The 24,248-nt window shown below is 41.3% G+C and carries 26 protein-coding genes; 7 read left to right on the top strand and 19 right to left on the bottom strand.

The window, feature by feature from the left end; translation table 11 throughout:
- Positions 1–76: 76 nt before the first annotated feature.
- Positions 77–2,278 (bottom strand): MMPL family transporter, encoded by a 2,202-nt coding sequence (locus ACFOZY_RS02535; protein WP_378151909.1) that lies wholly within the window; start codon positions 2,276–2,278, stop codon positions 77–79.
- Between the two features lie 356 nt (positions 2,279–2,634).
- Here ACFOZY_RS02535 and ACFOZY_RS02540 point away from each other — a divergent pair, with 356 nt between their 5' ends.
- On the top strand, positions 2,635–3,525 hold the full coding sequence (locus ACFOZY_RS02540) for a MerR family transcriptional regulator (protein ID WP_378151911.1): 891 nt from the start codon (positions 2,635–2,637) through the stop codon (positions 3,523–3,525).
- Between the two features lie 96 nt (positions 3,526–3,621).
- Here ACFOZY_RS02540 and bshC read toward each other — a convergent pair whose 3' ends face one another.
- The 10 genes from bshC to ACFOZY_RS02590 all read right to left on the bottom strand — a co-directional run bounded on the left by bshC (position 3,622) and on the right by ACFOZY_RS02590 (position 12,002).
- Positions 3,622–5,238: a bacillithiol biosynthesis cysteine-adding enzyme BshC gene (gene bshC / locus ACFOZY_RS02545; RefSeq protein WP_378151913.1), complete on the bottom strand. Its 1,617-nt coding sequence runs from the start codon at positions 5,236–5,238 to the stop codon at positions 3,622–3,624.
- Positions 5,239–5,307: 69 nt separating this feature from the next.
- Positions 5,308–5,700, bottom strand: a complete 393-nt coding sequence (locus ACFOZY_RS02550) for a DUF3397 family protein (protein ID WP_378151915.1) — start codon at positions 5,698–5,700, stop codon at positions 5,308–5,310.
- Positions 5,693–6,589 carry a 2-dehydropantoate 2-reductase gene (locus ACFOZY_RS02555; RefSeq protein WP_378151917.1) on the bottom strand — a complete coding sequence of 299 codons (897 nt, stop codon included), beginning with the start codon at positions 6,587–6,589 and terminating at the stop codon, positions 5,693–5,695. The genes ACFOZY_RS02550 and ACFOZY_RS02555 overlap by 8 nt, the downstream gene beginning before the upstream one ends.
- Before the next feature lie 79 nt (positions 6,590–6,668).
- On the bottom strand, positions 6,669–8,210 hold the full coding sequence (locus tag ACFOZY_RS02560) for an acyl-CoA carboxylase subunit beta (RefSeq protein ID WP_378151919.1): 1,542 nt from the start codon (positions 8,208–8,210) through the stop codon (positions 6,669–6,671).
- A 26-nt stretch (positions 8,211–8,236) separates the two neighbouring features.
- Positions 8,237–8,452 carry a biotin/lipoyl-binding carrier protein gene (locus tag ACFOZY_RS02565; protein WP_378151921.1) on the bottom strand — a complete coding sequence of 72 codons (216 nt, stop codon included), beginning with the start codon at positions 8,450–8,452 and terminating at the stop codon, positions 8,237–8,239.
- 1 nt (position 8,453) lies between these two features.
- Entirely contained in the window at positions 8,454–9,806 is a 1,353-nt protein-coding gene (locus ACFOZY_RS02570; protein WP_378151923.1) for an acetyl-CoA carboxylase biotin carboxylase subunit, read from the bottom strand.
- Between the two features lie 137 nt (positions 9,807–9,943).
- Positions 9,944–10,327 carry a hypothetical protein gene (locus tag ACFOZY_RS02575; protein WP_378151925.1) on the bottom strand — a complete coding sequence of 128 codons (384 nt, stop codon included), beginning with the start codon at positions 10,325–10,327 and terminating at the stop codon, positions 9,944–9,946.
- Positions 10,328–10,420: 93 nt separating this feature from the next.
- Entirely contained in the window at positions 10,421–11,179 is a 759-nt protein-coding gene (locus tag ACFOZY_RS02580) for an enoyl-CoA hydratase/isomerase family protein (protein ID WP_378151927.1), read from the bottom strand.
- A gap of 100 nt (positions 11,180–11,279) precedes the next feature.
- Complete coding sequence (gene rpmF / locus ACFOZY_RS02585; RefSeq protein WP_378151929.1) at positions 11,280–11,453, bottom strand: 50S ribosomal protein L32; 174 nt, start codon at positions 11,451–11,453, stop codon at positions 11,280–11,282.
- A gap of 21 nt (positions 11,454–11,474) precedes the next feature.
- Positions 11,475–12,002: a YceD family protein gene (locus ACFOZY_RS02590; protein WP_378151931.1), complete on the bottom strand. Its 528-nt coding sequence runs from the start codon at positions 12,000–12,002 to the stop codon at positions 11,475–11,477.
- A 128-nt stretch (positions 12,003–12,130) separates the two neighbouring features.
- On the opposite strand from ACFOZY_RS02590, the gene ACFOZY_RS02595 reads away from it, so the two are divergent.
- Positions 12,131–13,333 (top strand): nucleotidyltransferase, encoded by a 1,203-nt coding sequence (locus tag ACFOZY_RS02595; RefSeq protein WP_378151933.1) that lies wholly within the window; start codon positions 12,131–12,133, stop codon positions 13,331–13,333.
- Here the strand turns inward: ACFOZY_RS02595 and ACFOZY_RS02600 are convergent.
- The gene (locus ACFOZY_RS02600; RefSeq protein ID WP_378151935.1) at positions 13,326–14,381 is read right to left on the bottom strand and encodes a SepM family pheromone-processing serine protease; all 1,056 of its coding nucleotides are present in this window, start codon (positions 14,379–14,381) and stop codon (positions 13,326–13,328) included. The two genes, ACFOZY_RS02595 and ACFOZY_RS02600, sit on opposite strands and share 8 nt — an antisense overlap.
- 141 nt (positions 14,382–14,522) lie before the next feature.
- On the opposite strand from ACFOZY_RS02600, the gene ACFOZY_RS02605 reads away from it, so the two are divergent.
- Entirely contained in the window at positions 14,523–15,416 is an 894-nt protein-coding gene (locus tag ACFOZY_RS02605) for a hypothetical protein (protein WP_378151937.1), read from the top strand.
- A gap of 51 nt (positions 15,417–15,467) precedes the next feature.
- On the opposite strand, the gene coaD is transcribed toward ACFOZY_RS02605, so the two are convergent.
- The 3 genes from coaD to ACFOZY_RS02620 are packed head-to-tail and all read right to left on the bottom strand — an operon-like array spanning position 15,468 to position 17,943.
- Positions 15,468–15,953 carry a pantetheine-phosphate adenylyltransferase gene (gene coaD / locus ACFOZY_RS02610; RefSeq protein ID WP_378151939.1) on the bottom strand — a complete coding sequence of 162 codons (486 nt, stop codon included), beginning with the start codon at positions 15,951–15,953 and terminating at the stop codon, positions 15,468–15,470.
- A gap of 15 nt (positions 15,954–15,968) precedes the next feature.
- On the bottom strand, positions 15,969–16,523 hold the full coding sequence (rsmD, locus tag ACFOZY_RS02615) for a 16S rRNA (guanine(966)-N(2))-methyltransferase RsmD (RefSeq protein WP_378151941.1): 555 nt from the start codon (positions 16,521–16,523) through the stop codon (positions 15,969–15,971).
- A 25-nt stretch (positions 16,524–16,548) separates the two neighbouring features.
- Positions 16,549–17,943 (bottom strand): hypothetical protein, encoded by a 1,395-nt coding sequence (locus ACFOZY_RS02620; RefSeq protein ID WP_378151943.1) that lies wholly within the window; start codon positions 17,941–17,943, stop codon positions 16,549–16,551.
- A 73-nt stretch (positions 17,944–18,016) separates the two neighbouring features.
- Between ACFOZY_RS02620 and ACFOZY_RS02625 the strand changes: the two genes are divergently transcribed.
- Positions 18,017–18,394: a DUF7147 family protein gene (locus tag ACFOZY_RS02625; protein ID WP_378151945.1), complete on the top strand. Its 378-nt coding sequence runs from the start codon at positions 18,017–18,019 to the stop codon at positions 18,392–18,394.
- A gap of 4 nt (positions 18,395–18,398) precedes the next feature.
- Here the strand turns inward: ACFOZY_RS02625 and ACFOZY_RS02630 are convergent, their stop codons facing one another.
- Positions 18,399–18,671 (bottom strand): YlbG family protein, encoded by a 273-nt coding sequence (locus tag ACFOZY_RS02630; protein WP_378151947.1) that lies wholly within the window; start codon positions 18,669–18,671, stop codon positions 18,399–18,401.
- Positions 18,672–18,800: 129 nt separating this feature from the next.
- Between ACFOZY_RS02630 and ACFOZY_RS02635 the strand changes: the two genes are divergently transcribed.
- The gene (locus tag ACFOZY_RS02635) at positions 18,801–19,706 is read left to right on the top strand and encodes a glycerophosphodiester phosphodiesterase (RefSeq protein ID WP_378151950.1); all 906 of its coding nucleotides are present in this window, start codon (positions 18,801–18,803) and stop codon (positions 19,704–19,706) included.
- An 87-nt stretch (positions 19,707–19,793) separates the two neighbouring features.
- Here ACFOZY_RS02635 and ACFOZY_RS02640 read toward each other — a convergent pair whose 3' ends face one another.
- Both ACFOZY_RS02640 and ACFOZY_RS02645 read right to left on the bottom strand, forming a co-directional pair.
- Positions 19,794–20,240, bottom strand: a complete 447-nt coding sequence (locus ACFOZY_RS02640; protein WP_378151952.1) for a YlbF/YmcA family competence regulator — start codon at positions 20,238–20,240, stop codon at positions 19,794–19,796.
- A 59-nt stretch (positions 20,241–20,299) separates the two neighbouring features.
- On the bottom strand, positions 20,300–21,829 hold the full coding sequence (locus tag ACFOZY_RS02645; RefSeq protein WP_378151954.1) for a UDP-N-acetylmuramoyl-L-alanyl-D-glutamate--2,6-diaminopimelate ligase: 1,530 nt from the start codon (positions 21,827–21,829) through the stop codon (positions 20,300–20,302).
- A gap of 67 nt (positions 21,830–21,896) precedes the next feature.
- Between ACFOZY_RS02645 and ACFOZY_RS02650 the strand changes: the two genes are divergently transcribed.
- Positions 21,897–22,640 carry an amino acid kinase family protein gene (locus tag ACFOZY_RS02650; RefSeq protein WP_378151956.1) on the top strand — a complete coding sequence of 248 codons (744 nt, stop codon included), beginning with the start codon at positions 21,897–21,899 and terminating at the stop codon, positions 22,638–22,640.
- On the opposite strand, the gene ACFOZY_RS02655 is transcribed toward ACFOZY_RS02650, so the two are convergent.
- Complete coding sequence (locus ACFOZY_RS02655) at positions 22,641–23,714, bottom strand: CAP domain-containing protein (RefSeq protein WP_378151958.1); 1,074 nt, start codon at positions 23,712–23,714, stop codon at positions 22,641–22,643.
- 146 nt (positions 23,715–23,860) lie between these two features.
- Between ACFOZY_RS02655 and ACFOZY_RS02660 the strand changes: the two genes are divergently transcribed.
- Entirely contained in the window at positions 23,861–24,226 is a 366-nt protein-coding gene (locus ACFOZY_RS02660; RefSeq protein ID WP_378151960.1) for a YugN family protein, read from the top strand.
- Positions 24,227–24,248: the final 22 nt, after the last annotated feature.

Genomic DNA, 24,248 nt, shown 5'->3' on the forward strand with positions numbered 1-24,248 from the left:
GATACATTATTCAACAAAGGTGGAGAGGTGATTGATAATTGTTCCTCCGATAATTTAATTCATGTTCATTCTTGAATTATTTTTTCCATTGCTTTCCTGGCCAATATGAGAAACGACCCATCACTGTCAACAATGATGGAACCAACAGCGGTCGGACAATAAACGTATCGAGTAGAATACCCACTGCTGTTATGACACCGAACTGAACTAATAATTGAATTGGTAATGTCGTTAACACCGCAAACGTTCCTGCCAATATTAAGCCCGCCGAGGTAATGACTGCTCCAGTTGAAGCTATTCCACCAATAATTGCTTCTTTATGGCTTAGACCCTTCTTTCGATTTTTCCAAATGTCTGAAATCATAAAGATATTATAGTCATTTCCAAGCGCAACAATAAAGACGAATGAATATAACGGAATAGAACTTCCGATGGAATCATGCCCCAATAGTCCTGACAATATAAGCCAACCGAGTCCCAGTGCTGCGAAAAAAGAGACAATTACTGTAGCCATTAACTGAATTGAAGTAAGTATGGCTCGCAGATAAATTAGAAGAACAGCAAAAATGATCAAGATCATAACTGGCTGAATCCGCTTTTCATCCCCTAACTGGATTTCTTTTGTATCTAATTGTGCACTTGTTTCTCCTCCGAGCCAGTAATTATGTTGCGGCATGTCAGCAGCTGATAAGATGTCTTTCAAGTCTTCTTTCATTACCTCCAGATCATCCATCGCTTCATTTGAGTATGGGTTTTTACTAAGTTCCACTTCATATAGATGGATCTCAGCATTGTTCTCTCCCATACGTCGATCGTCAACTTTTGATACATAGGGTAAGTTTTCTAACATCGGTTTTAAATCAGTATCATTTCCATGCGAATTTACTAACACATGAACAGGCGCCAATTGGCCAGCAGTGAAATTTTCTTCAATTAAGGCAAAACCCTCACGGGAGGGCATTTCTTCAGGAAATGAAGATAGCAAGTCATAATTATATTTGATAGTTGTTGAAGTAATGGCCAAACCGATCAAAATTACACTTGTAATACTAATGATGATCCAAGGGTGTCTTGTAACGATAGCCCCCACTTTTTTCATATAACGGTGATTTTCTTTCGGTTTTTTCAACTTCCCGTTTTTTCCTATCGTATACTCATTTCCAACTGAAAGTGGGCGAGGAATGAACGGCCAAAAGGCACCTCTTCCGATTACGGCCAGTATTGCTGGGAGCAAGGTCAAAACTGCGGCACTCGTTATTAATACACCAAAACTAAAAGGAATCGCAAACCGTTGAAATGCTCCGAATTCCGCTAAACTCAGGGTTGCTAAACCAACCACTACCGTTAATGCGCTGATAATGATTGCACCCGCCGATTCAGAAATAGCACGATTAATGGCGTCGTATTTATTTTCCACAACGTCCAGTAAGTCACGATAACGAGTAATTAAAAATAAACAATAATCAGTTCCTGCCCCGAAGAGCAAAACGATCATAATTGAAACAGCTTGTGCATCTTTATCTATCCAACCAAACTCCGCCATAGCCCCAAGTAGCGGGCTAATCACAAGAAATGCTATGGATACGACGATAATAGGAAGGATTGCCAGGATTGGCGATCGGTATATAAGAAGTAAAATAACTAAAATGATGAATACGGTGGCAGCCATTAACTTAAAGTCTGCCGATTTAAATAAGTCTGTAGCATCCACAGCAATTCCAACAGGACCAGAGAATCTGGCAATAAGATTTCCTTCATCTGTGTTCAAAGTAAAAGGATCTTCCCCAATCAGCTGTTTTGTCATCTCACTGATTTTTTCAAGCTCTTCTTTCAAGACCTCTGTATTTGTTGCTTCGTCAAAGAAAACAGGCGTGACGATTGAATGACCATTTACCGAACTATTTTCCATTAACATTTGAGGTGGCAAGGATGCAAATGGGGGCAAAGCTACTTGACCATTTAGAGGTTTATCTTCCAATTCTGCATACAGTTTTTGAATCACTGCAATATCATCAATCGTTAATCCTGACTCCTTATACCATACGATTAGTAGAGGGATTCCAGAATCACTCGGGAATTCGCCTTCCATTATTTGATCAGCCTGACGGGACATCACTTCTTCTGGCAAGTCGTCGCCACCAAAGTTTTCGATTGAGTTTATTTGAGGAAATAATCCGCCTAAAAGTACGACTAATGCCATACAAAGAATTATGGTTATCCATCGTGAACGCTTGCCCGCCACCATACTTCCCCATTTATTGAATGGTTGTATTTTCATCCTTATACCTCTCTTCATTTTATTAGGAATACTACATTCCTTTTTCGAGCTAAACAGTGCGATCATACTTGTACGTCAGACCATAAAAATACAATCATCCCGGCTTCAGCCTACATTTTTCTGATCTTTTTTCATTCCAATCCCCTTAACTTTTGACAAACATTATACAACGACTATACTTTAATTATTGTTACACTTACTCCTAATGTCGATCATGCATAAATGGAATATGTATCTTTAATCTTATTATACAAACATTATACAAGTGTTGTACACTTATTACCAACACTTTATAATATTTTTTTAGATTTCATTTAACTTTTCGTAAATTAGCAAGGAAATTGAGGCGAATACTGATGTTTAATGATCATGAACGTTCCTATACAATACAACAAGTGTCTGAAATGACGGGGTTATCCAAACAAGTAATAAGAAAGTGGGAAGATCGATATGGAATCATACGTCCAGATCGTTTAGAGAATGGTTATCGCGTGTATTCACAGGATGAGGTCAAACTGTTAAAAGACATTACTTCGTTTGTAAATGCAGGCTATACCATTAAACAAGCTGCACAAATGGCACAAAATCAAACTATTTCTAACCGAACACCGATAGAAAGCGATTTTACAACATATATAAATTCCTTAGAGGAAGCTGGTCAGCAACTGGATGATATCAAACTGTTGCAATTACTTCAGCAAGCTCAATATACCTATGGAATGGAATTGCTGATTCAAGACATTTTGTTGCCATTTTTAAAACGAATTGGGCAACTATGGTGCGACCATAGATGGGGAGAATTTCAAGAGGCCGTTAGTAGCCAAACAATCCGTGATTATTTAGCCCAAGCACGACGTTCTATAATTGTTTCCGAGCACGCACCACTCGTCGTAGGTAGTTGCCTTCCGAGGGAACAACACGAAATACCGATGCAAATTTTGCTTTTACAATTTAGAATTCGTGGATACCGAACTTTAATGATCGGACCTTCTCCCGCTACTACCGCTATCCAATCTACTGTGGAAAGGACGAACCCTGAAATTGTATTACTGACAGCTACGACTTCATTTCCATTTAACGATGGAGGGGTATTTCTGAAGGACTTAGATGATTTCGCTTCAAAACACCGGCAAACTAAATTTTTCATTGGTGGAACAGCAGCGAGAGAACAACTAAACCTTATGAACTTGTCATCTATTCAGTTTGCTGACAATATTGATCGCGTTCTAACATCAGCTTCAAGCTAAGAAATTCAATCTCTTTTTTATATTTATTGCTTTCTGTTTAAGTAAATTTACTAAGACAAAAAAACAGCCTCACCAAAAGTGGTGAGGCTGCCCTGTTTAAAGATAAACAATATGGTGACTGCCGTCACAACGGTAGTCGAGCTTAAGTAAATCGTTGATAAGATCCGGACCGTATTGATTTAAATACATGTACGGATTGTATTTGCGCTCTTGCAAACCACCCTCAGGCAGCAAATGATTCATTAATGTCTCATAGCGTCTCAATTGGACATCGTGACGTATTAATGTACTCTCTTCAAGTTTCCCCTTTAAATAAGCAAGTTGACTTAAATGAAAAGACACATTCTTGTCGATCAACTGTTGAGTCAGCAAACCATTCACTTTCGCTGCATCTTTGATCTGCTCATATTTTTCCAATATTAACTGTTGCGTCTCATTTAAGAGTGTCTCGGTTTGAGAATCTGAAACACTTGTTAGGAATTCTTCCCTTTTAACTGAAACACTCCCCTGGAAGACGTCCTCTACCGACATCTTTTCTTCCTTCAACAGTTGTTCCACCTGACGATCCACTAACGTAATCGAAAAACGCGGCGCTACAATCGGCATTTCGATTCCCATTACCTCGAACGCTTCCTTTAGCAATCCCCAATACGCAATTTCTCCCTGTCCCCCAACAAAAGTCAAGACGGGAAATACCAGATCCTGCATGATCGGGCGCGTCACTACATTATTGCTTAATAATTGCGGCGATGTTTTCGCAATGGACATTAATTCACTTTTTGTAAAGTGGAGACCTAATGTTTCGTTTACAAAATCACCATCCACTCTTTTTAACAAGGCGCGTTCGCCATTTTGCAAATAGAAAAGATGAGCGGCATCTTGTGAAACACCAACAGGTTGTCCATATCCAGCCTGTTCCATAATCGCTTCTTTTGCAAAAACCGCTTCTGCAATCTCCTCGGACCTGTCTATTAGTTTTTCGAAGAAGCTGCTCTCATAAGTACGCAACGGTCCATATGCAGCATCGATTAATAACAACCCTTCGTTTTGGAAGAGGCTATTCATCAAACGGGCAAAGAAGTCTGTGAACGTAGTACTAACAGATAAAACTTCCTTAACTTCTGCTAATAACGATTCTGTATGGATTGTTTCGCCAAATTGACGAAATACTTCATCTACAAAATCCATAACCTCATTTTGGTCAAGTGCAGTTTCAGCTGCCATGGACTTTTGCATGTACGGAATAGGAACGGCATGCTTTCTCAACTTCCCGGAACTGATGGTATATGTATGATTGATTTCATCCAAGTCATGATCTTCACCGGCAATCCAGAAAATCGGTATAACCGGAACTCCCGTCATAGCCCTATACTTTTTAGCCATAATTACAATCGAAATCACTTTATGAACCGAATATAGTGGACCGGTTAAAAGACCTGCTTGTTGCCCACCGATTACAACCACGGCATTCTCTTTCAACTCGTCGAGATGTTTGCGTGCCTTTTTTGAAATTCCAAGTGGTTCCATATAGCTTTCTATAACAGCTGTCAGTTCTTCCCTGCGAACCGGGTGTGATTGCAAATATTTTAACCGCTTATCTATAGACGCCCCATGGACATCGTGATGAAAGAATTCGTTAGCCTGTCCTGCTCCTGTCAAATAATCCGAGAGGAGACGGCTCATATTAGGCATTTTGCTCGTTTCTGATTTCACTGTTGCATCCCTCTTCTACCTAAATCTTCTCCATAGAGTATAGCATTGCAAATGTGGCTATGAAACAGTTTAGCTCATATAGTGCAGAATGAATTGCACTGCTCCTGCAATGAATGCCCCTACGTATAAAACATTGAGTATTAAAAACAAAGAACGCCATATCTTCCGTAACAGTGGAATGACAAGGACTTCTTTTTGTGTTTTCCATTCAAAAATAGTGAAAATCATTCCAATTAGCAGGGCACTAATGATAAGGTAACTAAAAATATTCAATGTCCAAAAAACATAAACGACAGCAGGTACCGACCAAAATAAGATTAACGTGGTTACATCTGCTGCAATCCCAAATGCATCCATTTTTTTCTTCCGGAAAAGCAAATACAGAAGAACATAAAAAAGAATGAATAAAACAATCGGGAAAGCGATGAGGAATGAAACGATTCCCGTTGATATCTCACCCATTTAAGCTGTCTCCTTCCTCAATGGCCTTAATCAGAGAATGAAGAACGCGTATGGAAGGGAGTTGCATGTTTCTCTGCTGAGCCATTCGGAGTAATGCTCCAGTAATGGCATCAGCCTCTGTTTTCCTTCCTGCCAATCGATCCGACAACATAGAAGACCGGTTTTCGGCAGTCCGTTCACATAGATTCAGGACATCTTCGAAAGTAACACTATCACTCATTTCAGGAAAAACAGTGATAATCTCACCATATAAGGTTTCTAAAAGCTGTAAACTTTCAGACTTTAGAAGTGCTCCATTTTCAACTTGTAGTATAGCAGTAAGCGGATTGACCAATGAATTGAGAATTGCTTTTCGAAGAAGCATTTTCTCTGCATTTTCCTCAATCTTAATGGGAAAATCCACCGAATCCGCTTTAAGAAGATGCTTGTATTTAGACCAGTCCCCACGGAACATGGCAAGACGTAGCAATCCTGACCCTGTATGTTGTACAGTATGGTCGTCAATTTTAAAAGCACCGTGTTCGACCGACCCAAACGCAATATTCTGATGCGGTATCTCCGATGCATATTCAAGATGGGCCAAACCATTCTGAACGAAGAGCAGCGGTGTGTGAACATCTATTTTGGAGAGTAGTGAGTTTAAACCCTTTAAATCATATGATTTTACAGCGATTATGTATAATTGATCGTTTATGGCCTGATCCACGTTAGTAGATGCAAATAATGGAAATAGTGATTTTTCCTCTCCTCTAATTAAAGTCAAACCAAAATGGCTGATTGAATCGGCCTGTTCCTGCCTTCGTGTAACTAATTGAACTTGCATGCCTGCATCCGTTAAATAAGCAGACAGAAGCATGCCGATAGCACCTGCCCCAATGACTTTTAGCATGACCTTCCCCCTATATCAAACTGAACAATCTAAAGAAAAAAGCCCACCAATTTGGCAGACCTTTTTCACTTTTATTAAATTATACAGGATAAACCGGATGTTTTCGATGCACCTCTTGAATTTCTTTCGTGCTGTAGTAACTTAAGCGCAACGATAATTCCTTCCGTAAATCTCCAGGAGCTACTATCTCGTCAACAATCATTTCAGATGCAAGTTTGTATATATCGATTTGCTCCTTATATTCCTGATGTTTTTCTAACACAAACGCCATGCGTTCTTTCGGATCTTCAATCGCTTCAATTTTGTTGGAATATACTGCGTTAACAGCAGCCTCAGGTCCCATAACAGCGATTTGGGCCGTTGGAAGTGCAATGCATACATCCGGTTCAAAAGCTGGACCAGCCATCGCATAGAGTCCTGCTCCGTATGCTTTTCGGACGACCACAGAAATCTTCGGAACAGTTGCAGAACTCATTGCAGCAATCAGTTTAGCACCATGACGAATAATTCCAGCCCGCTCTACTTTCGTTCCAATCATGAATCCTGGTACATCAGCCAAAAAGAGAAGTGGAATCGAAAACGCGTCACAAAGTTGGATGAATTTAGCTGCTTTATCAGCTGAATCCACGAACAGAACGCCGCCTTTCACTTTTGGCTGATTAGCGATAATGCCTACTGGCTGTCCGTCAATCCGCGCAATTCCAGTGATGAGTTCTGGAGCAAACAATTTCTTCACGTCATAGAAGCTTCCTTCATCAATTAGTGCATCTATCGCTTCATACATATCGAATGGCGCATTCTGATTTTCCGGGATAATGTCTTTTAGTTCCCTGCCTGCTTTCGGTAAAGCAGGTGACTTAATCGGTGGTTTTTCCTCAAAGTTTAATGGGAAATAAGAAAGGAATCGTTTTGCTTCTTCAATTGCATCCTGTTCAGTTTGAACTAATACATCCCCACACCCACTGACCGTACAGTGCATGCGGGCACCGCCCATCTCCTCGAGTGATACCTTCTCCCCAATCACTTTTTCTGCCATTCGTGGTGAACCCAAATACATAGAGGCATTTCCCTCAACCATGATGACAACATCACAAAATGCAGGAATGTAAGCACCTCCTGCAGCGGAAGGACCGAAAAGAAGACAGATTTGAGGAATGAAACCTGAAAGCTTTACTTGGTTATGAAAAATCCTTCCCGCTCCCCGGCGGTTAGGGAACATATCCAGCTGATCCGTAATCCTAGCGCCAGCTGAATCCACCAAATATAGCATTGGAACACGATTTTTTTCCGCAATTTCCTGGATTCTAATAATTTTCTCAACAGTTCTGGAACCCCATGAACCTGCCTTTACTGTCGAGTCATTCGCCATAACGCAGACTGTACGGCCATCAATTTTCCCCATTGCTGTTACAACACCGTCAGCTGGCAGATCACCTGCTTCCGAATTGGCAAATCTACCATCTTCCAAATACTCCCCATTATCGAAAAGGAGCTCCAGTCTTTCACGGACAAACATCTTATTTTGCTCTTTCAATTTTTCATGATATTTCGGATGACCACCAGCAAAAATCTCTTTCAATTTTTGTTCCAGACGATCATGATATCCTGTAGTAGTAGTCAATGTGGGACCCCCCTTTGTGTATTCTCTTATGCTTCGAATGAAATGACTGCGTCTCCCTCGTTTACAAAATCCCCTTCGGCTACTAACACTTCAGACACTTTCCCATTAAACTCTGCATCAACCGGTATTTCCATTTTCATGGATTCCAAAACAATAACCGTTTGACCAGCCGACACTTCTTCCCCTGCGCTTACCATTACTTTAAAAACTGTACCTGCCATAGTTGAATTCAATGTTTTCATATTAAAGAACCCCTTTCTTTGATTGCTGCCATTTCCCGATCACATCGGTTGCATAATCCCCGTTTTTAAATTCCTCTGATTCGACAAATTCCCGGAAGAACGGAACGTTTGTCTTAACCCCTTCGATGGATGCATCTTTAAAGAACTCTTTTGATTTATTAATTGCTTCTTCACGACTTTCGCCATGGATGATCACTTTGGCAATCATCGGATCATAAAAAGGTGTCACTTGATTCCCTTCTTCGTATCCACTATCGATACGGGCATGCTGGCCATCCCAATGAATCAATGTGATTTTCCCTGGGGAAGGCATGAACTTTTCTGGATCCTCTGCATAGATCCGGTATTCAATTGCATGACCTTTTAGTGGAATCTCGTTTTGTTCCTTAATAGGCAGTTCCTCACCTGAAGCAATTCGTATTTGCCATTCAACGAGATCCAAGTTCGTAACAGCCTCTGTAACAGGATGTTCGACTTGTAGACGTGTGTTCATTTCTAAGAAGTAGAATGTCTCGTCCTGGTCAACAATAAATTCCACCGTTCCGGCATTCGTATATTTCACTGCCTTTGCAGCTTTCACTGCAGCTTCGAATAATCCATTTCTTGCTTGATCAGACAAAGCTGGTGAAGGTGATTCTTCAATCACTTTCTGATTCCGACGTTGTACAGAACAATTTCTCTCAAACAAGTGAACAATATTTCCCGAATGATCTCCAAAGATTTGAACCTCTACATGCCTGGCTCCGACAACAAATTTTTCAATAAACACCAAATCACTGCCGAAATATGCTTTCGCTCGATTTTTGACAGATTCAAATTGCTGAACGAGCGCTTGCTCAGTTTCACAGCGAATCATTCCTACACCGCCACCGCCAGCACTAGCCTTCAACATGACTGGATATCCGATTTTCTTTGCAGCTTCCACTGCATCACCTAATGTGTCAATCCCGTCATCAGTTCCTGGTACGACCGGTACATCTGCGGTTATCATCGTTTTTCGTGAAGCGATTTTATCCCCCATTAAACGAATTGTATCAGCATTAGGACCGATAAATACCAAATTAGCCTCTTCGACCTTTTTCGCAAAATCCCCATTCTCAGATAGCAGGCCGTAACCCGGGTGGATTGCATCCGCCCCTTCACGGACGGCCAATTCGATTAGTTCCTCTCCCTTTAAATAGGACTGCTGAACGGGTCCCTTTCCAATTAGGAAAGCAAAATCCGCTTCCTTCACAAATGGAAGCTCTGCATCGGCTTCAGAGTATACTGCGATCGTTTGAATCCCCATGTACTTGCAAGTCCTAATAATCCTGCGTGCAATTTCGCCACGGTTCGCTATCAATACTTTTTTCAATCAAATTCCCCCAATTGCCTTAAACTATGAAACTCCCATCTATCTTAGTCTATACGAAACATGAAACCGTTTTCAACTATTGGATAATTGAAAACAAAAAAGGAGTTCAATCTCTAACAATTGAACCCCTACCTTCATCAATCCTTCCTGCTGGTCAATTCGAATCCCTTCGACAACCAAGATAGCAATCGGTGATGATCTTGGGAAAGCTTTTCATAATCCCTTTTTAATTTCAAATGTGCTTCCGAAAGTTGGTCATAGCTCGTAATGGCCATTTTCAAATGTGATCGGACATGATTTTCCGGTTTACGCTTCGCTTCATCAAGCTCCGCTTTATAAATTTCCCTCAAGTTTTTATTCCATCTGAATCCACATGCTTGCTTCGTTCTACCAAGTTTACGTGCAGCCTCTTCAAAGCCGAATAGTTGGGTCTTACCTTCACGGACACATTGGAGGACTGTTTCAGCTAATACTAAATCATCCTCTTTTGTCCAGTTATCCTTCCGTTTCTTGACCGTCACTCTATCACCCCGCCGTTTTTTAATAATATATGCGGAATACATTGAAATAGAAGCGTTATAGGAGGTCAAAAAACATATTATTCTAAACTTCGTTCACTTCTTTTTAGATAGAAAATTTTGCACAGCCTGTTCATGCACTTCACTTTCCCAAAGAATGGCGCAACGTCTTACTTCTTTTTCGATCCGTTCTCTCAATTCAGATTGTTGCCATTTACGGATCGCTATTTCTTTGTATGCCCGATGGACGGAAGGATCAACAGACTCCATTCGTTGAATGAATTGGGTGAAGGCACCCCAATGATCATTAGAATAGACATCTGATGCCCATCCGATCTGAAGAAGTTCCTTTGAATCCAAAGGCGTTGCTTCACTTAAAAATTTTAACATCCTGTCAGTATGACTAAACTTTTCGATTAAATAAGTTCCCCCACCCCAACCACTCGTAATTCCTAAAGAGCCTTGAATGAATCCGCATTTTGCTTCAGACGAAACAATCCGGTAATCACAGGCGGTCGCAATCTCACAACCACCGCCTACTGCACTTCCATTTACTAATGCAATGACCGGTATAGGCAATGTGGCAATTCGATAAAGGATGTCAGCCATTCGACTTAACATAGAATAAGCTTCCTCTTCCGTTTTCAAAGAATGAAATTCAGATAAGTCTCCCCCTGAACAGAAAGACTTGTCCCCTTCTCCAGAAATCACCAGATAACGAATGGATGAATTCATCACAATTTCAACTGCTCTTTCTAAGCCATCCATCACTTCAAAATTAATGGCATTTCTCTTTTCTGGACGATTGATGACAAACTTCAATATTCCTTGATCGTTTGTTAACACATAAGACATAAGAGACATCCCCTCTTTGAAGAAACTAGTTAATATGTATATAGAAAAAGGCTATCAAGAGCCATGGTCTCTTGATAGCCTTTCAGGAACAAATACTGAATTATTTGCTCACTACTTCTTTTCCTTTGTATTGACCGCAAGATTTACATACGCGGTGAGCCAATTTCATTTCACCACAGTTTGGACATGCAACCATGCCAGGCACTTGTAGTTTGAAATGCGTACGGCGTTTTCTTTTAACAGTTTTAGAAGTTCTTCTAAATGGTACAGCCATTGGTGACACCTCCTAACAGAGCTATTCCTCGGATTGATCAAAATACTTGGCCAAATCAGCCAGTCTTGGATCCACTTTTGGTTTTTCATTTTTCATCTTTTCAGCAAATGCCTCTTCTGTCGAAAAGGACCAACCGTTGCCTTCTTCATGTTCAGGAGCGTTTTCGTCCTCATTAAACACTTGCATCGGGACTTCCAATAACACCATTTCTTCGAAAACCGGTGTCGGATCGATGATTTCACCACTTACAGCATGGACCTCATCTGCCTTTTCAGCTAAGTCATCCCAGCTGAACTGTTCATCCGATTCTACGGAGAATGGGTATTCTACGTCCTCCCATGTTCTGGCATCCGGAAGGGTCATTGTACCGGAAAGCTTAAAATGACAGGTCATTGATCGGGCTCCGATTGTACAGAACCCTTGTACTTGGACAGGAGAGATTGCCCGTATTTCCGGGTTTCTCTTTGTTACGTCATCCAAAAGGACTTGTTCATCTATTTGCATGCCGTTTGCCCTATATTTTTGCAATTGCTGAAGGGACCATTTCATGTCTATCACCTCAAGACAACAAAGTTGATTATATAATGAGCTAAGAAGGATGTCAAGATATTTTCTTGTCACCAAAATGCTGACCACGTATAATTCTAAATACAACGTTTTGATCGGGGAGAATTATTATGAAAGCTACTGGGATTATCACAGAACACAATCCGTTCCACAATGGACATAAACATCATATCAATGAATCACGAAAAAAGACAAATGCGGATGTCATCATCTCTGTCATGAGCGGTAATTTCCTCCAAAGAGGAGAACCGTCATTTGTAGACAAGTGGACACGTACTAAAATGGCTCTTCAAGGCGGTGCAGATCTTGTTATAGAACTTCCTTATGTGTATGCTACTGCCCAAGCCTCTGATTTCGCAAAAGGTGCAATCACCTTATTAGATGCATTATTCTGTGATGCATTTTGCTTCGGCAGTGAAGTTGGTGACATCCAGCCATTCTTGAGAACGCACCATCTTCTAAGTCAAGAAGCAAAACGATATAACAATTATATAAAAGAAGAAATCGCCACCGGCATCAGCTACCCTAAAGCGTTAAATATGGCTTACGAAAGGTTGACTGACGGACAAACTGGTCCATTTGCAGACTTGTCCAGACCAAATAACATATTAGGATATCATTACGTGGAATCAGCTAAACAAATTAATTCTTCCATGATTCCGCAAACGATTCAGCGTATCCAGGCAGGATATCATGATGATATCAATGACCAACTGACAATTGCAAGTGCAACCGGAATTCGAAAGTCCTTCTTTGAAAAGGGGGATCTTTCAGATGTCCGGCAGTTCCTTCCTAAAAATTCAGTACAAGAATTGATAACATTCAACGAGAAATATGATTTCGCCAGTTGGGAAAGTTTCTGGCCGCTCCTACGATTTACCATTTTGCGTTATTCACCCGAAGAATTACGAAAATTTTCCGAAGTTACGGAAGGAATCGAATACTTGATCCACAGAGCGGCCAAAACCGCAAACAGTTATTTGGATTTTATGGAAAAAGTGAAATCTAAACGTTTTACGTGGACAAGAATACAGCGAATGCTAACCCATATCTACACGAATTTCACATGGGAAGAACTACGGTCTTTTGAATCTCCAACCTACATCCGGCTGTTAGGAATGAATGCTACCGGAAAAGAATACTTGAATTCAGTCAAAAAAGAATTGAAGCTTCCGCTAATCAGCCGAGTAGCGTCATCACAAGATCCTATGCTACAGATCGATATCCGTGCGACAGACGTCTATTTTTCAGGTCTTCTAAATGGAGCTGAACGAATCGGAAGTGAGTATCGGACGCCTCCGATTGTTATTTAGATTTCCCCTTTGGTTCCAATTCATCCAAATAGTTTAGCGCGTCATCAACTGTTTTTACGGGCACGATGATCATATCTGTGCCTATTTTTTCTGCCGTTTTTACTGCTTCTTCATAATTCGATAGGATATCGGGGTTCCTTTTTTTCACTTCCTCTGACAATTCATCGTCTGGAGCAAAGAAAATTTCAATGCCTGCGCGATCGGCAGCCATTATTTTATAATTGATTCCCCCGATTCTTCCTACTTCACCATTCGTGTGCATTTCACCTGTACCAGCAATTTTATATCCTTTTGTCAGGTCTTCATCCAACAGCTGATTCATGATTTCCAATGTGAACATTAATCCGGCGGATGGACCTCCGATATCAGCGGTATTAATAGAAACTGAAGGCTTTGTTTCGATATTCCGATCTTCTGTAAATTCAATTCCCAGTCCAGCACGTTCAGTTCCAGGTATGGTTTTTAGCGTAATCGTTTCCGTTCGAACTGTGCCTTCACTTTCCACCTGCAACGAAACGGTATCGCCTACTTCCTTTTCACCTAAATAACCGATTAGTTCTTCCATCTTTTGAAACGGCTGCCCGTCAATCGATACAATTTTATCTCCTGCGAGCAAACTGCCATCAGCAGCTCCATCTGGCAACACATTTACAACATAAACTCCGTCATACGTAATAGTAAACGGTTTTCCTGCCCTACTGAAGGCAACGTAAAGAGCGTTGAATTGTGAGCCGGACATCAGTTGCAGCTGCCTGAAATCATACTCCCTGTCGTCTTCATTCGGTCGTCTAATCTGTTGCGGTTTCACTATTTCCTGGTCATCCGCAACACTAGCCCATAAATAGGAGATTGGGGTGGCGTCTGCAATTGCAACCGTCATAAGGCTCATGGATCCTTGATCATCCCGATCCCCTCCCTCTACCGAAATGATAGGGGATAAATCGTAAGCTCCGCCAGGCTTTTGTATGTATAAATTTAGTGGATAAAAAGCAAGTAATGATACAGCCGCTGTCAATAAAATCAATAAAGAGATCCTTTTGAATTGCATAGGTCCCCATCACCTCCGTTGATAGCCTGTTCCTATGTTGCATATACATTAGTGTAGCATTCGGAAAATTCATTGACAAAGCATTTTAGAATTACATCCAACAATGAACGCTTCCTCATAACTGGAATTGGTGGGATCAAATTGACGACATTTACATTATGGTTCATATGGGGCATGATATTCCTCTTATTATTCCAACCGGGAATTGCGCATGATGGCGCAGATTTTGGCTTAGAACTTTTCGGTGAAGCGCTGTTGCCTTATTTACTTCCTTATCTCATCTTGACTCAATGGCTAATACGGCTGCCCAAAAAAGAACGTAATGAAGGACGTGCCTGGCTATACACTAAAACCTATGCCATTAGCGCGTTCGGAGGGTTTCCGACTGGAGCAGCTGCCATTGCCTACCTTACTAAATCAGGGACATTATCCCGAAAAGACAGTAGTCTCTTGCTTGCCGTCTGTCACTCGCCCAGTCCGATGTTTTTGATAGGCTTTGTCGGCGTCGAATTATTGGGCAAGCCTTTTGAGGGATGGAAACTACTAGCCATTATCCATTTGGTCAATTTAATTTTATTGATTTTCGTTTATTTTAAAGGCGGACATGTCACCAACAACTCCAAGAAACGCGCACAAGAAACGCAATTTAAGAGCCCATCCCCATTGAGTGACAGTTTAAAGGAAAGTTCTAATATAATCCTACTGGTTGCGACAACAGTCATTTTCTTTGCAACCATCAGCACTGTTTTATCTTCATTAATCGCCAACTTCATGGGACCGGCAGCAGATTACTATGCACTTGGGATTTTTTCTGCACTTGAAATGACGACTGCCCTTCAAATTGCAAAAGATCTATTTGAACAAGCTTCTCTATTCCCATATATCATTGCAGCTATTTTGTCTCTAAACGGGTTAAGTATCCACCTTCAAGTGTTGGTGATTGCTAAAAGTGCTAAAATCCCAATTCGCCCTTATATCTTTTTAAGGTTTCTCCATGTATTGATCGTTCCATTCATTTACTCTTTGCTTCAATGAACTTCTTATTGGATAATAAAAAACCCCGGAAATTTCCCGGGGCTTCTGCTTTTATTCTTCTTTGAATTTTCCCTTTAAAGATTCCGCTACTTGTGGAGGGACGAGTTGATCTATGTCTCCACCGTATTTCGCCACTTCTTTGACGATGCTGGAGCTAAGGAAAGAATATTTTGTGTTTGTCATAATGAAAAATGTTTCAATTTCTTCATTCAAGTGTCGGTTCATCGAGGTTAGTTGCATTTCATATTCAAAATCAGAAACTGCTCGGAGACCTCTGACAATTGCTGTAGCATTTGCTTCTTTTGCATAATCGACGAGAAGCCCGGAAAACGAATCGACTTTCACGTTTGGAATCGTCGCAGTGACTTGTCTGATTAAATCTTCCCGTTCCTCTACTGTGAACAATGGTTTTTTGGCAGAATTGTTAAGAACGGCTACGCGGACCTCACCAAAAACATGTGCTGCTCTTTTAATAATATCTAAATGACCATTTGTCATTGGATCGAAGCTGCCTGGAACTACTGCAATTTTAGACAACGTAATCTACCTCCCCTATTTCTCTCTGCTATATATGGAAATTGCGGTACTCCCATATACTTCATGTCTGCTGCGGGAAAATTCACCATATGTACCTGGCAGCTCAACAGCTGGATCGTGTTCGCAAACAATAAGTCCATTTTCATTCATCAATCCCCCACCCACCAAATCTGAGATGAGTTCGTATTGCTCTGCTTTTTTATACGGTGGGTCTAAAAAAAGAAGGTCAATCTTTAGGTCGCGTTTCAATAGTGCTTTTACCGCCCTCTTTGCTTCAGTACGGAACACTTCTGCCGAGTCCTCAAATCTACATTTTTTCAAATTCTGGATAATCGTTGAATAGGCATTCGCGTCTTTTTCAATGATAATGGCCAATTCGCAACCCCTGCTTAACGCTTCAATTGCAAGTCCGCCGCTGCCTCCAAAAAGGTCTACAACCGTGCCACCATCAAAATATGGACCAATCATATTAAAAATGGATTCTTTCACTTTATCCGATGTAGGTCGCGTATTCATGCCTGAAACAGCTTTTAACGGCATTCCCTTCCGATTGCCTGAAATGACTCTCATTCGTCATTCACCTAACCTCTCCGGCTTAAAAACCGTCCATTCGTTCAATGCTAATCTTTTCGGCATCCTTCTTTACATCTAATAAGAAAAGAAGGATCAGCCATTTTTCTTCAATGTAGTATTGTCCCGCAATTTTAATCATCGGTTCCGTTGGTGCATCATAACGTCGCTCATTTAAAACATAGAACGGTTCATCCACAGGAAAGCGGAAGGAGCGTTGGCCGTTATCTATGTATAGGCCATGTTCTCCCTCACTCAGTGAAAAGTCTAACGCATCCATAAGTGGCGAGAGTGAATAAAACACTCGCTGATCTTTTCGGATGACATCCACATTCAACGGCTTCCCATCAAACTGTACTTGGCGCGACTCATCAAGAACAAGAGGGAAAAAGGGTCTATTTGAAACATTCCGTTCAAAATAGGAGACTGGTCCTTTAAGAACTTCACTAAGAAGCGAATCTAAAAGTGCTGCGTTCAATTCTTCATCCGTGTGATTCCAAAAATTGTTCAAGTAGATTTTTCTCTGTTCTTCAGAAAGCTTATTAATTTCAACTGTAATTGCCTTAGCGCGGCTGTTGCCTTCCATTTGATCCGTCATAAGATTTGCCATTACTGATAGTAATATAGCGTCTTTGTTATTCAATCTGAACGATGATTGAATAGTGGCAATCGCCAAATCACGTTTAATAATTTCTTCATTCCCTTGACGGATGAATAATACTCGGTTAGTACCGACTGGTCTTTCAGCGCTGATAATGAGATCGGTATGTTTTTCAAAAGCAACAGAATCCAACGTCTTCTTCATGAAATCTGATGGCATTTCTTTACTATAAAACGAAACGTTTTCGCTTTTATATGTCATAGATAACTGCTTTTGTTGCCAATACAATTCTTTTACCTCCCCCTCACCTGCAAAAAGGAAGTAGTCGACAAAGGACAGTTTTTGCTGACCGATCATCGGTAGGCCGGTCAACCAGGTTCCTCCAGTCTTTTGCCGGTCAGTTAAATGTAGAACTGTTTGGTCAACCTCTCCACCATGGATGGATGCAAAGGGGATTGAACGAAGGAAGTAACCCCCGTTATGCTCAAAGGGGATTTCATACGAAACGGACAGCTCCTTTTCCTCCCCTTCAGATATAGTGGAAAAGTCCGGAGACAGCCGTTCGCAGTTCGTTCCTGAAACACAAGCGGCTTGTCCACTATCAGAAGGCCATAGAATAGATAGACTGTTTTTTGGCAAGCCACTGAGGTGCTGAATCACCTTTAATTTCCCATCCTGTAAAGTGATGTCTATTTCTTGGTTATATGTAAAATTAATCGGCCGTTCTGCTTTCTCTACAGAAAATGCCTCATACTGGAAAGTTAATAGGATGATCAGCGTAAAGAAGAGCAAAGAACTTATGCTTAATGCGAATTTCAAGATGGACACCCCGTGCCATGTTATGATATGTATCAACCAGACGTTAATTGAACTTTAGAAAGGTTGTATAACTATGATTCAGCGTTTTATCGAGCTCGGTGAAGGATATGGTGATGTATTCGAACTCTGCGAACTTATGCAAACCAACCAGTCAAGGATTTACCGAACATTCCTATTCACTACCGAGATTAACGGCAAGAAAATGCATTCAGCTGCACTTGCTTTAAAAAGTGTGGGAGATAGCAAGTTCATGCCGATCTACTTATGCCGTGAAGGAATACCTGAATCATCCAAGAGAGTTGAAATTTTCATAGAAGCTTCCAAAAAAGCCGGTATAAATCCAGTTCAAGTTGAGGTTAAACCTTCAAAAACTTTTGCAGAAAAAGATTTATACTTCCATTATTTGACTGGGGTTCTACGTTTAAACCATCTCTTACCGCAAATGAGTTAAAGTTTTAAAGACCGACTTTATAATCGTATTCCTTCGCCTTATCTGGCTTTGCATTTTCAAATTCAGTTTTCAAGAATGGACGATAAGATTCGACAGCGTCCTTTACAAAGGATAACTTTTTTATTTTCTCCAGGACAGTTTCAGTCTGATCGCGATTGCAGTAAATGACTACGTACTTCATACGGCGGGAGATATAATGCACATGCCCGTATTTCCGAAGAGATTTCGCTTGTTTTAAATGGTGCAAGAAAACGATGATTCCCTGTCTTTCAATCATTTCAATCCCCCTCTTTTCTACCATTTAGAATACCATAGGGCAGAATTTCCCTGCAACCGGCATATAGCTGACAGTTTTTCGACTTTCTTCTATAATAGAAATAGATGCATGCGTAAGAGGAGGATCCAAATGGGGAAAAAAACAAAGGTGGCACTTACAATAGCAGCTGCGGGAGTTGCTGCATGGGCAGGTTCCAAGGCTGTAGCAAAACCACAAGTGCGTCCTGAAAAAGAAGCGTTGCAATACGGTCATCCAATCGTTTTGGCGCATCGCGGAGGAAGCCATTTGGCTCCCGAAAACACGATGGCAGCATTCAAAAAAGCTGCAGAACTTGGTGTACACGGCTTTGAGATTGATATACGATTGACGAAAGACGAAGAAATCATTGTATTCCATGATGATACATTGAATCGGACGACTGACGGAACTGGAAGAGTGGCGGATTTTACGCTAAGGGAACTTAAAAAACTCGATTTTGGTTATCGGTTCATCGATTTGGATGGAGAACTCTCTTATCGTGGCCAGGGAGAAACTGTAGTCACGTTAAAAGAGCTGTTGAATGAATTTCCACAAATGCTGGTCAATATCGATATTAAGGATTCTCCTGATACATACGAAGGAAGCTTAACACCTTCAAAATTATGGAGGCTGATTGAAGAACTAGGAGCTGAAAACCGGGTAGTCGTGACAAGCTTCTACGATGAGCAAACGGACCGCTTCAACTTGTATGCCCAGAACAACGTGGCATTAGGGGCAGGTGAAAATGAAGTACGTAAAGCTTTTGCTTCCTATAGCAGCCAATTTGGCCATTTGTATAAACCACGAGCAGACGTATTTCAAATCCCCCCGAAGCATAGTGTTTTTTCACTTGATAGTGAAGGTTTCATCAAATTCCTCGCCGGCTTGAATATCCCTGTCCATTATTGGACAATCAATGATCAATCAACGATGGAAAAGCTTTTGAAGGCTGGAGCCAAGGGGATTGTTACAGACAGACCAGACATAGCTATGGAACTAATGAGTGAATATCAATAAGCAAAGAAACAAAAAGAATCTGCTTCTCAAGAAGGTCTTGAGAGGCAGATTCTTTTAATATGGTCAATTTCGATGGCGATTTGAATACTAAGCGGAGCAGGAACAAGAGCCACCTGAACCGCATCCTCCACCACATGAAGAAGATGTTGAAAAAAATGGATTACTGACAGGTACCATGACTGAGTCAGAAACTGTCTTTCCTACTAAAAGGCTTACCTCGTCCAGAAGATCTTGAAGCTCATTTTCTGCAACTTTCAAATTCGCAACCTTTTCGTTTAGATCGAGATTACGTTTTTGGACGCGCACGTCCTTCATGATTTTATTATAATCCGGATGATATCGTCCGAAACGCTGTACATCCTCATAATGCTCTTTCATTTGTTGGAAAAGGCGGATGTCTTCGACTAACGATTGGTCGGAATAGACTGCATGATAGGCTTCATGGTATTGAAGTGCCTGTTCAGAAGCTAAAATCATACTGCATAAGTCTTCGGCCTGATCAATGATGCGAGTCCATGTATCGGTCATCATCATGGTTAATCCCTCCAATCTGCTATAATCATAACAGATTTTAGGAAAATCGAACACCACATTTACTCACTCACTGTTTTTTCCTCGTCCATTTCTTCAAAACATTTAGCAGCTATTTCGTAGTCTGAGAAGTGAATCGTTTCTTTTGCAAAAGTCTGGGTCTTTTCATGCCCTTTTCCTGCAATCAACACAAAATCTCCTCTCCTTGCCTCACTCAAAGCCTGTTTAATCGCTTTCTCCCGATCAGGTTCAATAAGATACCTCGTCGTATCTTCCCCAATACCAGATAGTATGTCGTGGATAATTGATTGAGGATCTTCGGAACGGGGGTTATCAGAAGTGATCCAAACAATGGAGGAGTAAAATGCTGCAATCTCTCCCATCTCTGGCCGTTTCCCTGGATCCCGGTCGCCTCCACAGCCAAAAACCGTAAGAATCCTACCTCTGCAAATGAGTGCAAGGGATTTGAGAACAGCCTGTAAGGCATCAGGGGTATGGGCATAGTCTATATACACATGTACTCCATTTGCACCTCTGATTTCCTGTAATCGGCCTTCCGGTAATTTTAACACTTTTATATGTTTGCTGATTTCTTGCAGTCCAAACCCTAAGTGCTCCAACGCACTAATGGCAGCGACAGCATTCAGTGCATTATGGACTCCGCTTACCGGTAATTCAAAGAAAGTTGAAAATCCCTCGTGTTGAACGATCATCTCTGTTAAAGACTGATCAGACTTTAACAACTCGATTGTATAATCATTTTCAAGGTTTTGACCAAATGACATGACAGGTTTATCTGTTTTACGGATGATGGAAGCACAGAAATCATCATCCCCATTGACGATCACTTCAGAAGCAAGATGTGCGAGCCGCTCCTTTGCCTTCTTATATTTTAGTCTGCTGCCGTGCTCAGCGTAATGATCGTTACCCAAATTCAAAAAGAGGCCAAGATCAATCTTACAATGGTCAAGGCGAAGCTGAGAGAGTCCTAAAGAAGAAGCTTCCATAACAATATGCGTAATACCAAGATCTCGGCAATAACGCAATGTACGATGAAGGTAAACAGGAGGTAATGTCGTCATCGCGGGCAGTGGAAGATTATGATTGATCCCGTCAATAACGAGGCCAAGAGTCCCGATTACTGCTGATTTAACACCCATACTTCGTAATAATTGGTCGATGAAGTGTGTCACCGTTGTCTTTCCATTTGTACCTGTCACGGCAATGACTGTTAAATCCTCTGAAGGATTGCCTTCAAATCGGGCACATGCATGGGAGAGAAACTGAAGACAGTCCGCTACAAAGACATAGGCCACTTGATCCTTTTGCTTTAAATCCGTCATTCTGTCAGTAACAATGCATACTGCTCCTCTTTCAATCGCCTCATCTATAAAACCAAGTCCATCCGATTTCTTCCCTTCCCTTGCCACGAACATATAACCTGGCTGGACTTCGTCAGACCGTTCCGTAATGCCTTTTACTTCAACTCGGACAGATCCGCCTTTTACTAAACAAGGCCAATCTTTTAATAGCTCCGTTAACGCGAGCATTCCTTTCTCCTTCCCGAACATTTTGGAAATCAGCGAATACATTACTATCAAGTACACTTCATCGTATGAAAATACTTTCCGAAATGTCACGAAGAAAGTTGGGGAATGAATGATCGTTCAAAAGTTTGGCGGTGTAGCAACCCGGAATAAGGAAATGCGCGAATTATGTATCCATCACATTAAAAGAGGCATCGAACAACACGGGAAAGTGGTAGCCGTCGTCTCCGCCATGGGGAGAAAGGGTGAGCCTTACTCAACGGATAGCCTTCTTTCTATAACTAAAAGTTTTTGTACTTCACCGGAAGCTTCAGACTTAGTCGCAGCTTGTGGTGAACTTATATCTTCCGCCGTCATGTCAGCAGAGCTTCACGCTGCTGGAATTACAAATGAGATTGCGTATGGACATCGAACAGGAATCTTTACCGATTCAAATTTTACAGACGCAGACCTGCTCCGTGTCGATGCAAGGAAATTGAAAGAACTATTCAATGAGGTGGATTGTGTGGTTGTACCAGGCTATCAAGGAGTAACACTTGATCAAAAATTCACTACGCTTGGCAGAGGCGGAAGTGATTTGACGGCAGTAGTCCTCTGTTCTGTCTTGAATGGAAAGTTTGTGGAATTTTACAAAGATGTTCCTGGTGTCATGACAGAAGATCCTAAGTTCACGAAAGATGTTAAAAAAATCGATGGACTGAATTATGAGCAGTTTTCCGATATGTTAAAAATGGGCAGTACCATCATTCAGAAAAAAGCAGCAGATTTCGCTGAAGTATACAAAATTCCGCTGCATATCAGAAGTGTTTACAATGAAGAAACCGGGACGTGGATCCCGGCAAAAACAGAAGCATAATTATTTTGTTTCACTTATGATCGGCTCCCGCTCCAGAAAGTTCTGGGTATAATACTTGCCGAAAACCCCGACACCTACATGTGTAAAGCTTTCCTTCATCATCACTTCACGGTGATCCTCTGAGTTGGCCCAGCCATGAACCGCTTCTGCAGCGTCCACATAATTGGAGGCTATATTTTCTCCGGCAGCGTCGTAGACGATACCTGAAACTGTTAGCCGTTCCTCCAAGTCTCCGTATTTCGGGGACTCGTGAGAGAAGAAGTTCTGTTTTGCCATGTCGGCACTATGCAGCCTTGCAGCCACATCAGCAGCCTTATCACTTTTGAGGACTGACAGACCGTGTTTTAACCGAAATAAGTTCGTGAGATCAAAGAGCTGACGCTCATTTGCCAGGTCAATTGCCGGCTGCAGTTCAGAAGACGGGGTTTCTGCAGACATTAATTGTCCTTTATATGTCATATCGTATGGTTTATGCAACACTAATGGCTCAGGAGAAATGAACCTGACAGCTTCTAACGTTTCATCCACTTCATCGACGTAAAGTTGTGCGTACACACCCTCATAGGCTACCAACATCCGATTATCCATATCATCATCATTTAAGGTGAAGACATAAATGTTCGAACCGATGGGCACAGTGATCTCAGGGATCAGAATTGTGGTACGGTAAATGTCATCAAGGGATTCACCAATTTTAAATGGCATGACGTCTAAGCTTTCTCCACCTGCATAAATCTGATTGACTTCACCGTTTTTTATGCCTGCCATCATGAAAGTGGAATACGCAGTATTATAGATCCACCATTCATATCCATATGCAGAAGGCTCAATCCGATTCGGTTCTCCCGCCAACTTAATCAGTTCGGAGGCAGCCTTCCCCACAAGGATGGACAAGCCCTCTTCAGGACGAGGGGGATTTTCTCCTTGGATCGGTGTTGAATTGTTCATCGGCAAAGCTTGGCCCGGAGAAGATGGAGCTTCGAGCACTTTGTTTTCTTTAATCGACTGATCTGTGCAGAAAGCCACCAAAAGTAGGGCGGCCAATATGATTAGTACTCTTAGAAAAATCCTCATAGGTCGTTCCCGCCTTTCGTAGCTATTTTTGTTATTATAACAATGGTCCCTTAATTGACACAACGTTGTCATTGCAAGTCCCGCAAAATTGCTCTATGATAATATGGTATAGATATGGGTAATCGACAGTTAAGGAGGACTTGATCATGTACTTTGAAAACAGCGGCATTGAAAATACTGTAGCTGAGCAAAAATTACTTACAGAAATCATGGCAAAACACGGATTCGTTTTTGCCGAGCAATATGACTATGAAAGAGCGACTTTCGACAAGAAAATCATCCTCAAAGAAGGAACTTACTACTTACGTATATTTGGAGCGGCCATTGAAGGCGACGTTGGTGTTGGAAATGCCATTATCCAATTGAAAAAGCCTGTTTTAGGGAAACACTACTACCCACATGGAGTAGAATATGGTGATGACGAGAATTTCCCAAATCATTTAGTGAAAGCTTCAGTAAACGATTTAATAGCATTGAAGGAAGATCTTAAACCATTTGAAATCCATGCCTAAGCCAATATTAAAAAATCCGTCT

Source organism: Chungangia koreensis, assembly GCF_042651785.1.
Classification (GTDB): Bacteria; Bacillota; Bacilli; order Bacillales_A; family Planococcaceae; genus Chungangia; species Chungangia koreensis.

What these genes read in the sequence shown, in the direction of transcription:
- rsmD (WP_378151941.1), bottom strand. Translation starts at nt 16,523, where the DNA reads ATGAGAGTCATTTCAGGCAATCGGAAGGGAATGCCGTTAAAAGCTGTT.
- ACFOZY_RS02590 (WP_378151931.1), bottom strand. Translation starts at nt 12,002, where the DNA reads ATGAAATGGTCCCTTCAGCAATTGCAAAAATATAGGGCAAACGGCATG.
- ACFOZY_RS02550 (WP_378151915.1), bottom strand. Translation starts at nt 5,700, where the DNA reads ATGGGTGAGATATCAACGGGAATCGTTTCATTCCTCATCGCTTTCCCG.
- ACFOZY_RS02660 (WP_378151960.1), top strand. Translation starts at nt 23,861, where the DNA reads ATGTACTTTGAAAACAGCGGCATTGAAAATACTGTAGCTGAGCAAAAA.
- ACFOZY_RS02640 (WP_378151952.1), bottom strand. Translation starts at nt 20,240, where the DNA reads ATGATGATGACCGATACATGGACTCGCATCATTGATCAGGCCGAAGAC.
- ACFOZY_RS02565 (WP_378151921.1), bottom strand. Translation starts at nt 8,452, where the DNA reads ATGAAAACATTGAATTCAACTATGGCAGGTACAGTTTTTAAAGTAATG.
- ACFOZY_RS02600 (WP_378151935.1), bottom strand. Translation starts at nt 14,381, where the DNA reads ATGCAATTCAAAAGGATCTCTTTATTGATTTTATTGACAGCGGCTGTA.
- ACFOZY_RS02555 (WP_378151917.1), bottom strand. Translation starts at nt 6,589, where the DNA reads ATGCTAAAAGTCATTGGGGCAGGTGCTATCGGCATGCTTCTGTCTGCT.
- ACFOZY_RS02540 (WP_378151911.1), top strand. Translation starts at nt 2,635, where the DNA reads ATGTTTAATGATCATGAACGTTCCTATACAATACAACAAGTGTCTGAA.
- ACFOZY_RS02535 (WP_378151909.1), bottom strand. Translation starts at nt 2,278, where the DNA reads ATGAAAATACAACCATTCAATAAATGGGGAAGTATGGTGGCGGGCAAG.
- ACFOZY_RS02580 (WP_378151927.1), bottom strand. Translation starts at nt 11,179, where the DNA reads ATGTCTTATGTGTTAACAAACGATCAAGGAATATTGAAGTTTGTCATC.
- ACFOZY_RS02635 (WP_378151950.1), top strand. Translation starts at nt 18,801, where the DNA reads ATGGGGAAAAAAACAAAGGTGGCACTTACAATAGCAGCTGCGGGAGTT.
- ACFOZY_RS02630 (WP_378151947.1), bottom strand. Translation starts at nt 18,671, where the DNA reads ATGATTGAAAGACAGGGAATCATCGTTTTCTTGCACCATTTAAAACAA.
- ACFOZY_RS02595 (WP_378151933.1), top strand. Translation starts at nt 12,131, where the DNA reads ATGAAAGCTACTGGGATTATCACAGAACACAATCCGTTCCACAATGGA.
- ACFOZY_RS02625 (WP_378151945.1), top strand. Translation starts at nt 18,017, where the DNA reads ATGATTCAGCGTTTTATCGAGCTCGGTGAAGGATATGGTGATGTATTC.
- ACFOZY_RS02645 (WP_378151954.1), bottom strand. Translation starts at nt 21,829, where the DNA reads ATGTATTCGCTGATTTCCAAAATGTTCGGGAAGGAGAAAGGAATGCTC.
- rpmF (WP_378151929.1), bottom strand. Translation starts at nt 11,453, where the DNA reads ATGGCTGTACCATTTAGAAGAACTTCTAAAACTGTTAAAAGAAAACGC.
- ACFOZY_RS02655 (WP_378151958.1), bottom strand. Translation starts at nt 23,714, where the DNA reads ATGAGGATTTTTCTAAGAGTACTAATCATATTGGCCGCCCTACTTTTG.
- ACFOZY_RS02650 (WP_378151956.1), top strand. Translation starts at nt 21,897, where the DNA reads ATGATCGTTCAAAAGTTTGGCGGTGTAGCAACCCGGAATAAGGAAATG.